A 12,766-nucleotide genomic window follows, 5' to 3' on the forward strand; every position below is an offset into this window, starting at 1 on the left:
GCCGCGCTCGATCCGCAGGGCGCTCACTTCACCTGCCGCTTTTCCAGCTTCCTCGCCAGCGTGCGGCGGTGCATGCCGAGCCGGCGCGCGGTTTCGGAGATGTTGAAGTCGGCTTCCACCAGCGTCTCGTGGATGCGTTCCCATTCGAGATTCTTGAGCGAGGTCGGGCGCCCGTCCAGCGGCACCGAGACGTCGCCCTCGACCCGCTCGAACGCCTTTTCGATGTCGTCGGCGTTGGCGGGCTTGGGCAGATAGTGACAGGCGCCGAGCTTGATCGCTTCCACCGCCGTGGCGATGCTGGCGAAGCCGGTGAGCACCACGATCCGCATCGCGGGGTCGTTTGCGTGCAAGGCCTTCACGCAGTCGAGCCCGGATTCCCCGGCGAGCTTGAGGTCGACCACCGCATAGGCGAGGCGGGTTCGCGCCAGCAGGGCGGTGACCTCGTCGAGCCCCGTCGCGGTTGTCACCACGTAGCCGCGCCGCTCGAAGGAGCGCTTGAGCGTTCGGGCGAAGGTGGCGTCGTCCTCGACGATCAGCAGCGTTCCGGTGGGGACATGGTTCACGGCGTTCCTCCCGACAGCCCGGCCAGCGGCAGGCGGAGCCGGACACAGGCGCCGCCCCCGGGACGGTTTTGTACCTCTACCGCTCCGCCCAGCCGGCGTAGCACATTGACGACGAGGAACAGGCCGAGCCCGGCCCCGGTGCGCGCCTTGGTGGAGCGGTAGGGCTTGCCCGGCTCCGCCGCGATATGTGCCGGGAAGCCGGGCCCCTGGTCGCTCACCTCGACGCACAGCGTGTCGCCCTGCCGGCGCACGGCAAGGCCGACCCAGGCCGGCGAGGCTTCCAGCGCGTTGTCCAGCACGTTGAAGATCACCTGCTTGACGGCGAGATCGGAGATGACCGCCTGGTCCGGCTCGAAGGCGTTCTCGTAGTCGAGGGCGGCCGGCGCGCGGATCGCCCGCCAGTCGGCCACCGCCTCGTCGAGTAGCGCACGCACGCCGGTGCGGATCGTCCCCTCGCCGCGCGCCTCGCCGGAGGAGAGCAGGATGCCGGTGACGATCGCCTTGCAGCGGGCAAGCTGGGTCTGCATCTCCGCCATGTCCTGCACCAGTTCGTCGTCGCGGGCGAGCACGGGCATCTTCTCCCAGTCGTTGAGGATGACCGACAGGGTGGAGAGCGGCGTGCCCAGCTCATGCGCCGCGCCGGAGGCGAGCAGGCCCATGCGCACGATGTGCTCCTCCTCCGCCGATTGCTGGCGCAGTTCGGCGAGCCGGGCATCGCGGGCACGCAGATTGGCATTGATGCGGGTGATGAACGCCACCAGCAGGCAGGCCGACAGCACGAAGCAGATGAACATGCCCTGTATGTGCAGGTTCCAGAACCCGCCCATGGGGCCGTGCGGCCCCAATATGTCGCGGTGGAAGGCGGTGAGGCCGACAAAGCAGGCGCTGGTGATCGCCACCAATGTCCACACCGACCACGCCTCCAGCAGGATGGCGCCGAGGATGACCTGCAGCAGGAACAGCGAGATGAACGGGTTCTGCGCCCCGCCGCTGAGATAGAGCTGCGCGGTGAGCGCGCCGACATCCAGCAGCAGTTCGAGGAACAGCTCGGTGTTGCTCACCCGCTCGCGGTGGCGGTAGCGCAGCAGGCTGACGAGGTTGAGGGCGACCAGGAAGGCGATCACCGCCAGCATCTGCGCCAGCGGCAGGGCGATGGCGAGCACGACATCCACGAACCAGATGGTGACGAGCTGGCCGATCGCGGCGATCCAGCGCAGCTGGATCAGCAGCAGCAGGTTCTTCCTGTCGCTCGTGTCGCCTGTCGAGACCGTTGCCAATCCGGATGCCTCCCGCCGCCGACCGGCTTCCCGGAACCCGTTGCCAGGTTCCGCCGGGGCGCGGCACGGGCACGGATCTGCCCGTGTGCCGCTTTTAGGGCGAGCGCGCCTCGAGGTCGATTGGGCATCCTGTCCAAGGCCCCGGAAGGCGCGGCCAAGCGCCCGGCCGGTGGTGCGGCGATGCCGGCCGATATCCGCCCTGGCGCATGGCGCACGGCGTCGCTTGCGATTCGCGATGACGCGCTGTTTGATGGGCGCCGTCGATGCACCCATCGATTCCTCATGGTGTCCGGGAGGAAGACCTTTCCGGATGAAACGGGAACGGGGCAGGGCGCCATGACCGCGAGGTCTGTCGCCCGAAACCCCGACCGCCCCCGCGACTGTAGGCGGCGAGCGGCCTTCCATCGTGCCACTGGGACTCCCTCCGGGAGCCCGGGAAGGCGGAAGGCATGCCGTGACCCGCGAGTCAGGAGACCGGCCATGACGACGAATCCCATGCGCGCCGTCGGGTGAGACGGCACAGGAGAACATCATGCATATCGAACCCGGCCTCGTGGCCGAAGGAAAGATCTGGCTCAGCTATGTGACGGCGGCCGGTGCCGGCGCCTATACGCTGAAGCTCGCGGCGGACGCGGTGCGCGAGCGTGGCGCCGTCTCGCTGGTCGCCCGCAGCATCTTCACCACGGCGCTCGTCTTCTGCTTCTTCGAATTGCTGCCGCACCACCCGGTCGGGGTCTCGGAGGTGCACCTCATCCTCGGCTCGACGCTGTTCCTCATCTTCGGCGTGGCGCCGGCCGCCATCGGGCTGGCCGCCGGCCTCGCCATACAGGGCCTGTTCTTCGCGCCGTTCGACCTGCCGCAATACGGCATGAACGTCACCACCCTGCTGGTGCCGCTGTTCGCGCTAACCGCGCTGGCGGGCCGCATCATCGCCCCGGCCACGCCCTATGTGGAGCTGAAGTACCGGCAGGCGCTGGCGCTTTCCACCACCTACCAGGCCGGGATCGTGGTCTGGGTGGCGTTCTGGGCGTTCTACGGCCACGACTTCACGGTGGAGAACGCGTCGTCGATCGTCTCCTTCGGCGCCGCCTACATGCTGGTCATCATCGTCGAGCCGCTGGTCGACCTCGCCGTGCTGGCGGCGGCGAAGGCGCTCGACGGCCTGCGCGGCACACCGCTGTTCGAGCGGCGCCTCTACGACGCGGCGTGACACTTGCGGCCGGGAGGCGTTCGCGCCTCCCGGGACATCCACCGGGCACTTCCGCGCCACCGAGGCCGCGGGCCGCGTTGACGCCGGTAGCCGCTCGAGCACCCCTTGGGCAAATTGTCCAAGGGGGCGGTTAAACACCTGCCGACCCTGTCCGGACGGCGCGGCCGATGCCATGATCCCGTTGGGGAACCGGTGGGATGGCTGGATATTCGGGACGCTATTGGCTCGGGGTGCGCGCGGTTGCGCTGACGCTCGCCTATGCGCTCGTCCTGCAATTGCTGCTGGCCAGCCTCCACGCCGGCCGTGCCGCCGGCGATCAGCTTTCCGGCGACCCGCTGTCCGCCGCCGGCCAGGCGATCTGCCTCAACGCCGCCGCCTCGACCGCGCCCGCGGGCGATGGCGGGGACAGGCCGGCCATCGCCCATTGCCCGCTCTGCACGCTGCGCGCCGACATCGCTCTTCCTCCCGCCGTGGCGGCGGGGAAGGGCGCCGACCGCCCCGCCTTCCCGGTCGCCTGGGCGCCCGACCTCCGCGCGCCGCCCCGCGCCTCGCTTTCCCGCACCGCGCACCATCCACGCGGGCCGCCGGCCGCGCGCTTCCTCGCCTGACTTAACGGTGCCGCCCCGCGCGGCATCCTGTCTTTGCCAAAACGAGCCGGAGCCCGCCGGGCGTCGTGCGCATGTGCCGCGCGCGCCATCGGCACGGGCTTCCGCAGGCCGATGGAAACGCCATGAATCCCCTGAACCCGCCCGCCCGCGCGCCGTCGAGGCGCCCTCTGCTGCGCCGTTCGACGGCCCTCATCTGCCCGGCCCTGGCCCTGCTGTGCCTTGCGCCGGCGCTCACGACGGCGCACGCCCAGCCAGCGGCCCCCGACGCTGTCGCCGTCGAGTTGCCCGCCGTGTCCGTGGTCCGCCCGGTCGGCGGGCGTTCGCAGGACGGGCCGCTGGACATCGCCTATGACGGCTTCGTCCCTGCCGACACCGGCACCATCTCCACCTTCGAGGCCTCCAACGCGACGCTGTGGACCAGCGATTCCGGCGCGCTGATCGACACCGTTCCGGGCGGCGCCTCCTGGGGCGCGGGCGGGGTGTCGAGCCTGCCGGCGGTGAACGGCATGAGCGCCGACCAGGTGCAGGTGTCGATCGACGGCATGCTGTTCGGCCCGGCCTGCCCGAACATGATGAATCCGCCGCTGTCCTATGTGAACCCGGCGATGATCGGGCAGGTGAAGGTCTATTCCGGCACCGCGCCGGTGGGCCTGGGCGGCGACTATACCGGCGCGCGCATCGATGTGAGCGTCGCGCCCCCGACCTTCGCGGAAACCCCGGAAATCGTGTTCTCCGGCAGCATGTCGGGCTATTATCGCAGCAATGGCAATGTCGTCGGCGTCGACGTGAACCTGAACGCCGCCAATGATGCTGGAAGCGTCAACTACACCGGCGGCTGGGTGCGGGCGGACGATTACAGATCGGGCGATGGAACGACCATCAAGTCGACCATGTACGAGACCCAGAACCACGCGCTGAGCCTGTCGCGCAAGCTCGACGACGGCGTCGTGACCCTGCAATTGGGCGGGCAGTTCATCCCGTATCAGGGCTATGTCAACCAGTACATGGACATGGTCGACAACAAGAGCTTCTTCGTCAACGGCACGCTGGAGAAGAACTTCGAGTGGGGCCAGCTGGAGGCAAATGCCTTCTACAACCATGTGCGCCACACCATGGGCTTCATCGCGCCGGACAAGACCGGCGACATGCCGATGGACACCAGGACCAGCGACATGGGCTTCCGGGTGAAGGGCACGCTGGAGCCGACCGGGGTCGACATCGTCCGTCTCGGCAACGAAATATACTACAGCCAGCTCGACGACTGGTGGCCGCCGGTCGACGGCTCGATGATGATGGGGCCGGACACGTTCTGGAACATCAATGACGGCCAGCGCCTGCGGGTCGGCGTGTTCGCCGAATGGGAGCGCACGCTCTCGCAGCAATGGACCGCCATTCTCGGCGCGCGCAGCGACGTGGTGTGGATGAACACCGGCGACGTGCAGGGCTACAACGAGATGATGTACGGCGCCAACGCCGCCGCCTTCAACGCGCTGGACCATGCCCGCACCGACATCAACATCGACGGTTCGGCGATCCTGCGCTACCAGCCGGACGAAGCCCGCCAGTTCGAGATCGGCCTCGCCCGCAAGACCCGCTCGCCCAATCTCTATGAGCGCTATTCCTGGTCGACCAACGCCATGGCGATGAGCATGATCGGCTGGTTCGGCGACGGCAACGGCTATGTCGGCAATATCGACCTGGAACCGGAAAAGGCCCACACCGCCAGCTTCACCGCCACCTGGCGCGATCCGGTGCGCAGGGCGTGGGAGGTGCGGGTCTCGCCCTATGCCAGCTATGTCGAGGACTATATCGACGTGCGCCGCTGCGCCCTGCCGGGGTGCATCGAGAACCTGCCGGACAACCTGACCGCGACCGAAGGCTTCGTGTATTTGCAGTTCGCCAATTACGACGCCTATCTCTACGGCGTGAACATCGACGGGCGGCTCGACCTGTGGGAGAACCCGACCTATGGCCGGGGCGTGTTCCGCGGCAATCTGAACTTCGTGCGCGGCCAGCGGGTCGATGGGGTAAATCTGTACCACATCATGCCGGTCAACGCGACGCTGGCGCTCGACCATGTGCTCGGCAACTGGACGACCACGGCGGAGGTGCAACTCGTCGGTGCCAAGACCGAGGTCAGCGAGGTGCATAACGAGCTGGAGACCAGCGCCTATGCGCTGTTCAACCTGCGCACCAGCTATCAGCTCGGCCAGCTCAAGATCGATCTCGGCATCGAGAACCTGTTCGACACCGAATACGACCTGCCGCTCGGAGGCGCCAATCTGGTAAACTACCAGGTGTCCTCGATGATGGGCACCTCGCCCGCATGGGGCTATGGCGTGGCCGGGCCGGGCCGCTCCTTCAACGCACGCGTGACGGTGGCGTTCTGAAGCGGTTCCCGGCCGGGAACGCCCGCGCGGTCGTCGGCCCTTCTCCCGGCGCGTCTTTGCCTAAAGAGGGGTGGACCCACGGTCGCTTTCGTCCGATAGAACGAAAAAACGACGTGTGAGGAGCGCCTGCGATGGAAGCTTCCCGGCAGGGTCCCGCAGAGGGGCCGCTGAGCGGCATCCGTGTGATCGAACTCGGCAACCTCATCGCCGCGCCCTTCGCCGCGCGGCTGATGGCGGAGTTCGGCGCCGAGGTCATCAAGGTCGAGGCTCCGGGCGAGGGCGATCCCTTGCGCAAATGGCGCAAGCTGCACGAGGGCACCTCGCTCTGGTGGTATCTGCAGTCGCGCAACAAGAAGTCCGTCGCCATCAACATGCGCCTGCCCGGGGGGCAGGAGGTGGTGCGCCGGCTGGTGCGCGACGCCGATGTGCTGATCGAGAATTTCCGCCCCGGCACGCTGGAGCGCTGGGGGCTCGGCTGGGACGCGCTGAAGGCGATCAACCCCAACCTCGTCATGGTCCGCATCTCCGGCTTCGGCCAGGACGGGCCCTATCGCGAGCGGCCCGGCTTCGGCGCGGTGGGCGAGGCGATGGGCGGCATGCGCTTCACCACCGGCGAGCCGGACCGCCCGCCCGCGCGCACCGGCATCAGCATTGGCGATTCGCTCGCCGCCCTGCACGCGGTGATGGGCGCGCTGATGGCGCTGCTGCACATCAAGTCCGGGCGCGGCACCGGGCAGGTGGTGGACGTCTCGCTGTTCGAGAGCGTCTTCAACATGATGGAGAGCCTGGTGCCGGAGTTCGACGCCTTCGACTTCGTGCGCACCCGCTCGGGCGGCGCGCTGCCGGGCATCGCGCCCTCGAACTCCTACCCCACCGCCGAGGGCACCTATGTCATCGTCGCCGGCAATGGCGACGGCATCTTCCGCCGGCTGATGACGGCCATTGGCCGCGAGGACCTCGCCGGCGACCCGCGCCTCGCCTCCAATGACGGGCGGGTGCGCCATGTCGAGGAGATCGACGGCGCCATTACCGCGTTCACCAGCCGGCATTCGCTGGACGAGGTGACGGCGGCGCTCGATGCCGCCGAAGTGCCCAATGGGCGCATCTATTCGGTGGCCGACATCGTCGACGACCCGCAATATCTCGCTCGCGAGATGATCCTGCCCTCGACCCTGCCGGACGGGCTCGACGTCAAGATGCCGGGCATCGTGCCCAAGCTCTCCGCCACACCCGGCGCGGTCAACTGGCTCGGGCCGCGGCTCGGCGAGCATACCGCGCCGGTGCTGGCCTCACTGGGCTATGGCGCGGAGGAGATCGCGGCGCTGGTCGCGGCCGGGGCCGTCGCACAGGCGCCGGATGCGCCGGCGGGAGAGCCCGCATGAGCACCGGCTTTCCCCCGCGCGTGTTCATCCAGGAAGTGGTGACGCGCGACGGGCTGCAGATCGAGCCGTGCTTCCTGCCGACCGAGGACAAGGTGGCGCTCATCGACGCGCTGTCGCAGACCGGCGTCGCCAAGATCGAGGTCACCTCCTTCGTCTCGCCGCGCGCGGTGCCCAACCTTGCCGATGCACGCGAGGTGGCGCGCGCCATCAGGCGGTGGCCTGATGTGACCTATGTCGCGCTGGTGCCGAATTTGCGCGGCGCGCAGGAGGCGCTGGAAGCGGGGATGGACGAGCTGAACCTCGTGCTCTCGGTGAGCGAGACCCACAACCTCGCCAATATGCGGATGACCACGGCGCAGTCGCTGGAAGGGTTCCGCGCCATCGTGGCGGCGGCGGCCGGCACGCGGGTGAGCCTCAACGGTTCCATCGCCACCGCTTTCGGCTGCCCGTTCGAGGGCGTGCAGCCAGCGGAAAAGGTGCTCGATCTGGTCGAGGCCTATCTGGCGGCGGGGCTGCAGTCGGTGACGCTGGCCGACACCACGGGCATGGCCAATCCGCGGCAGGTCTTCGCGCTGGTGAGCGGGTTCCGCGCGCGGTTCGGCGGGGTGCCGCTGACGCTGCATTTCCACAACACGCGCGGCATGGGCCTCGCCAATGCGCTTGCCGCGCTGGAGGCCGGGGCGGACCGCTTCGACGCCTCGCTCGGCGGTATTGGCGGCTGCCCGTTCGCGCCCGGGGCGACCGGCAACATCTCCACCGAGGATTTCGTCCACATGCTGGGGCAGATGGGGATTGAGACCGGCGTCGACCTTCCCGCGCTGCTCGCTCTCGCGCGCAGCCTGCCGGCGCTGCTCGGCCACGACATTCCCGGCCAGGTCGCCAAGGCCGGGCGCAGCGGCGACCTTCACCCCGTGCCGGCGCATCTGCGCGCCGCCCAGTAGGACGACAGCATGGCAGGACAGCCCATGACCGCCACCGCGAGGGCGATGACCGCCGAGGCGCCCGCCGGCGCGCCGCTGGCGGTGGCGCTCGACGACATCAGCATCAGCTTCGCCATCAAGGGACGGCCGGTGTTCAAGGCGGTGGCGCCGACCTCGCTGCATGTGAATGAGGGCGAGTTCGTCGCCATTGTCGGCCCCACCGGCTGCGGCAAGTCCACCCTGCTCAACGCCACGGCGGGCCTGCTGGCGCCGGCCGGCGGCACGGTGTCGATCTTCGGCGAGCCGCTTGTGGGGCTGAATGCGCGCGCGGGCTACCTTTTCCAGCAGGACGCGCTGATGCCGTGGAAGACGGCGCTGGACAATGTGGCGATCGCGCTGGAAATCGGCGGCCTGCGCCGCCTGGAGGCACAGACGCAGGCGCGGGAATGGCTGAAGCGGGTCGGCCTCGCCCGCTTCACCGAGCGCTACCCGCACGAGCTTTCCGGCGGCCAGAGGAAGCGCGTGGCGCTGGCGCAGATGCTGATCCGCCAGCCGAAGATCCTGCTCATGGACGAGCCCTTCGGCCCGCTCGACGCGCAGACAAGGCAGATCATGGGCACGCTGCTGCTGCGGCTGTGGGCGCAGGACCGCAAGGCGGTGCTGTTCGTCACCCATGACCTCGAGGAGGCGATCGCGCTTTCCGACCGCGTGGTCATCATGTCGGCCGGCCCGGAGGCACGGATCATCGGCGACTACCCGATCGACCTCGCCCGCCCGCGCGATGCGGCGGAAATCCGGCTCGACCCGCGTTTCCATGCATTGCACCGGACGATCTGGAACCAGCTCAAGGCCGAGGTCGCCAAGACCTATGGCGACGAACTCGCCGCCGAGGAGGTGTCGTCGTGAAGCTGCATCCCGCCAGGCTGCTGTTCCTCCAGGTCCTCGTCGCGGTGGCCGCGCTCGCCATCTGGCATATCGGCGCGACGGTGCCGATCGGGGGCGACTATCTGCTGCCCGAGTTCTTCTTCTCCAAGCCGTGGGACGTGCTGGCGCGGGTGGTCGAGCTTTTCGTCTCTGGCACCATCTGGAAGCATCTCTGGATCACGCTGACCGAGACCGTGCTGGCCTTCCTCATCGGTTCCATCGGCGGCGTCGTCATCGGCTTCTGGTTCGCCCGCAAGCCGGTGGTGGCGGCGGTGTTCGACCCTTATGTGAAGATGGTCAACGCCCTGCCGCGCGTGGTGCTGGCGCCGATCTTCATGCTGTGGCTCGGCCTCGGCATCTGGTCCAAGGTGGCGCTCGGGGTCACGCTGGTGTTCTTCATCGTGTTCTTCAACGTCTATCAGGGCGTGAAGGAGGTGAGCCCGGTGGTGCTCGCCAATGCCCGCATGATGGGGATGAACGAGCGCCAGCTGTTCCGCAACGTCTACTGGCCCTCGGCCATGTCGTGGATGTTCTCCTCGCTGCACACGGCGGTCGGCTTCGCGCTGGTGGGCGCGGTGGTGGGCGAATATCTCGGCTCGTCCGCCGGGCTCGGCTATCTCATCCACCAGGCCGAGGGCGTGTTCGACGTGACCGGCGTGTTCGCCGGCATGTTCATCCTCGCCGCCTTCGTGCTGGTCATCGACTGGGTGGTGACGCGGGTGGAGAAGCGCCTGCTGGTGTGGCGCCCGCAGGCGGCCAGCGAGCAGAACTGAGTATTCCAACGACAACAAACGGGAGGAAGTGCCATGAAGATGCGTACCCTGCTGCTGGCGGCAAGCCTGCTCATTCCCGCGCTCGGTGCGGCGCAGGCCGGCGAGATCGAGAAGCCGAACCTGACGCTCGGCGTCGGCGGCAAGCCGCTGCTCTATTATCTGCCGCTGACGCTGGCCGAGCGGCTCGGCTACTTCAAGGATGAGGGGCTGACGGTCGAGATCAATGATTTCGGCGGCGGCTCGAAGTCGCTGCAGGCGCTGATCGGCGGCTCGGTGGACGCGGTCACCGGTGCCTATGAGCACACGATCCGCATGCAGGACAAGAAGCAGGACATCCGCGCCGTCATCGACCTCGGCCGCTATCCCGGCATCGTGGTGGGCGTGAGCAAGCGCAAGGCGGACACGATCAAATCCGTGGCCGACCTCAAGGGCGCCAAGATCGGCGTCACCGCGCCGGGCTCCTCCACCTATATTCTCGTCCAATACCTGATGATCAAGAACGGCATGTCGCCGGACGACGCCTCCTTCATCGGAGTCGGCAGCGGCGCCTCGGCGGTGGCGGCGATGCAGAAGGGCGAGATCGACGCCATCTCGCATCTCGACCCGGTCATCTCCAAGCTGCAGGACATGGGCGAGCTGACTGTGCTGGTCGACACCCGCACCACGGCCGGCACCGAGGCGGTGTTCGGCGGGATGAACCCGGCGGCCGTGCTCTACTTCAAGGAGAGCTTCATCAAGGCCAATCCGAACACCGTGCAGGCGCTCACCAACGCCTTCTACAAGACGCTGAAATGGCTGGAGAAGGCGACCCCCGAAGAGGTGGCGGCGACGGTGCCGCAGGAATACTGGCTGGGCGACAAGGACCTCTACATCAAGGCGTTCAACGCCACGCGCGAAGCCTATTCGACCGACGGCAACATCAATGAGGCGAGCATGAAGAGCGCGCTGAACCTGATCGCCACCACCGATCCGAAGATCGACCCGGCGAAGATCGACCTGTCGAAGACCTTTGACGGCTCCTTCCTCGCCAAGGCGAAGGCGGCCACCAACTAGGCCTCTTCTTTCCGGACGGGCCGGCGCGGCCGGCCCGTTCGTCAGGCCGCGGTGGCGGGTGCCGCGCCGCCGCGCATGTCCACCAGCACCTTGCGCAGCCGCTCCACCCCCTCGTCGATCTGGCGTGGCGCGAACGGGCTGAAGCCGAGCGTGATGTAGTCATCGACATCCGTGTCGGGATGGCGCGCCAGCGCCGAGAGCGGCATGATCTCCAGCCCCGCGCGTGCCGCCGCCTTGGCCAGCGCGCGGGCGCTGAGGCCGGGGGCGAGGCGGGCGACGATCTCCATGCCGGTATCGGTGGGCTGCGCGGTCATGAAATCGCCGAGCCGGCCGCCGACCCGCGCCAGCAGATGCGCCTGGCGCTGGGCGTAGAGCTTGCGCATCTTGCGCACGTGGCTGGCGAAATGGCCTTCCTGCATGAAGCGCGCGACCAGCACCTGTTCGAGGATCGGCGAGTAGCGTCCGACCACGGTGCGGGCCGAGACGAAGGCCTCGACCAGCGGCGCCGGCACGATGGCGAAGCCGAGCCGCAGGGCGGGAAACAGCGTCTTGCTGAAGGTGCCGAGATAGAGCACGTGGCGCCCGCGATCGAGGGCGTAGAGCGCGGGCAGCGGGCGGCCGGCATAGCGGAACTCGCTGTCGTAATCGTCCTCGATGATCCAGCTCCCGGTCCGCTGTGCCCAGTCGACCAGCGCGTGGCGCCGTTCCAGCGAAAGCGACATGCCGAGCGGGAACTGCTTGGAGGGGGAGACATAGGCCATGCGCGCATGAGGGGCGCGGGCGAGCGCGCGCTCGACATCGAGCCCGTCGCCATCGACCGCCACCGGCACCGGGGTGGCGCCGGTGGCGATGGTCGAGGCGTAGATGCCGTCATAGCCGGGATCCTCGCAGATCACCTCGTCCTCGGGCATGAGCAGCAGACGGCAGGCGAGGTCGATCGCCTGCTGGGCGCCGGCGAAGACGATGACATTGTCGGCCGAGCAGTCGATGCCGCGTCCGGAGGAGACGTGCCGGGCGATGGCTTCGCGGAGCGGCGCGTAGCCCTGCGGGTCGCCCTCGCCCATCAGGTGGTTGGCGGTGTCGGCATCGAGCTTGCGGTAGAGGTCGGCGGCGAGCTTGGCCCAGAGCTGCACCGGAAACGCGTCGAGCGCCGGGAAGTTGGAGCGGAACGGCACCGGCCGGCGCATGTGGCGCAGCGTCTGCGGCGCATGGGCGAGGGCACCGCCGAAATCGGGCCGGGCGCCTTCCGGCTCCGGGTCCTCGATCGCCACGCCGAGCTCGGCGCTGCGGTCGAGGCTGCCGGCGGCGCGGATCGCGGGGTTGATGCGCGGCGCGGCCGGCTCGACCACCTCGGCCGGCGGCTGGCGCGAGACATAGGTGCCGGAGCCGGAGAGGCCTTCCAGATAGCCCTCGGCCGCCAGTTGCTCGAAGGCCAGCATGATGGTGTTGCGCGAGACCCCGAGCGACTGGGCGAGGTCGCGCGTCGACGGTAGCCGCTGGCCGGGCTTGATCGCCCCGCTGACGATTTCCGCCGCCAGCCCCTGATAGATCTGCCGGTAGAGCGGCGAATCCGGCCGGCGCTCCAGGTTCAGGCCCAGCGCATCGAGCAACACCTCGTGTCCTCCGCGATTCAAGCCCCCTTGGTCCCGCGCAGTCCGAGGCAATC

11 protein-coding genes and 1 riboswitch are annotated in these 12,766 nt (G+C 68.5%); of the genes, 8 read left to right on the forward strand and 3 right to left on the reverse strand.

Annotation, left to right across the window (positions count from 1 at the left end; genetic code table 11):
* Positions 1-23: 23 nt before the first annotated feature.
* Together KHC23_RS05790 and KHC23_RS05795 are read right to left on the reverse strand one after the other, a co-directional pair.
* Positions 24-563, reverse strand: a complete 540-nt coding sequence (locus KHC23_RS05790; RefSeq protein WP_213370403.1) for a response regulator transcription factor — start codon at positions 561-563, stop codon at positions 24-26.
* Complete coding sequence (locus KHC23_RS05795) at positions 560-1,840, reverse strand: ATP-binding protein (RefSeq protein WP_213370405.1); 1,281 nt, start codon at positions 1,838-1,840, stop codon at positions 560-562. The genes KHC23_RS05790 and KHC23_RS05795 overlap by 4 nt, the downstream gene beginning before the upstream one ends.
* 266 nt (positions 1,841-2,106) lie before the next feature.
* Positions 2,107-2,337, forward strand: a riboswitch (cobalamin riboswitch).
* Positions 2,338-2,372: 35 nt separating this feature from the next.
* On the opposite strand from KHC23_RS05795, the gene KHC23_RS05800 reads away from it, so the two are divergent.
* From KHC23_RS05800 to KHC23_RS05835, 8 genes are all read left to right on the forward strand, one after another.
* Complete coding sequence (locus KHC23_RS05800; protein ID WP_213370407.1) at positions 2,373-3,050, forward strand: energy-coupling factor ABC transporter permease; 678 nt, start codon at positions 2,373-2,375, stop codon at positions 3,048-3,050.
* A 197-nt stretch (positions 3,051-3,247) separates the two neighbouring features.
* A complete protein-coding gene (locus KHC23_RS05805; RefSeq protein WP_213370409.1) occupies positions 3,248-3,658 on the forward strand; it encodes a DUF2946 family protein in 411 nt (136 codons plus the stop codon).
* Positions 3,659-3,780: 122 nt separating this feature from the next.
* Entirely contained in the window at positions 3,781-6,048 is a 2,268-nt protein-coding gene (locus KHC23_RS05810; protein ID WP_246544288.1) for a TonB-dependent receptor, read from the forward strand.
* Positions 6,049-6,179: 131 nt separating this feature from the next.
* Positions 6,180-7,430: a CaiB/BaiF CoA transferase family protein gene (locus KHC23_RS05815; protein WP_213370411.1), complete on the forward strand. Its 1,251-nt coding sequence runs from the start codon at positions 6,180-6,182 to the stop codon at positions 7,428-7,430.
* A complete protein-coding gene (locus tag KHC23_RS05820) occupies positions 7,427-8,371 on the forward strand; it encodes a hydroxymethylglutaryl-CoA lyase (RefSeq protein WP_213370413.1) in 945 nt (314 codons plus the stop codon). Before KHC23_RS05815 ends, KHC23_RS05820 begins: the two co-directional genes overlap by 4 nt.
* 24 nt (positions 8,372-8,395) lie before the next feature.
* Positions 8,396-9,256 (forward strand): ABC transporter ATP-binding protein, encoded by an 861-nt coding sequence (locus KHC23_RS05825; protein ID WP_246544291.1) that lies wholly within the window; start codon positions 8,396-8,398, stop codon positions 9,254-9,256.
* Positions 9,253-10,047 (forward strand): ABC transporter permease, encoded by a 795-nt coding sequence (locus KHC23_RS05830; RefSeq protein ID WP_373878521.1) that lies wholly within the window; start codon positions 9,253-9,255, stop codon positions 10,045-10,047. Before KHC23_RS05825 ends, KHC23_RS05830 begins: the two co-directional genes overlap by 4 nt.
* Positions 10,048-10,080: 33 nt before the next feature.
* Positions 10,081-11,100, forward strand: a complete 1,020-nt coding sequence (locus KHC23_RS05835) for an ABC transporter substrate-binding protein (RefSeq protein ID WP_213370415.1) — start codon at positions 10,081-10,083, stop codon at positions 11,098-11,100.
* Positions 11,101-11,141: 41 nt separating this feature from the next.
* Here the strand turns inward: KHC23_RS05835 and pdxR are convergent, their stop codons facing one another.
* Entirely contained in the window at positions 11,142-12,713 is a 1,572-nt protein-coding gene (gene pdxR, locus KHC23_RS05840) for a MocR-like pyridoxine biosynthesis transcription factor PdxR (RefSeq protein ID WP_271188674.1), read from the reverse strand.
* Between the last annotated feature and the right edge of the window lie 53 nt (positions 12,714-12,766).

This window comes from Ancylobacter dichloromethanicus (assembly GCF_018390645.1).
Taxonomy (GTDB): Bacteria; Pseudomonadota; Alphaproteobacteria; order Rhizobiales; family Xanthobacteraceae; genus Ancylobacter; species Ancylobacter dichloromethanicus.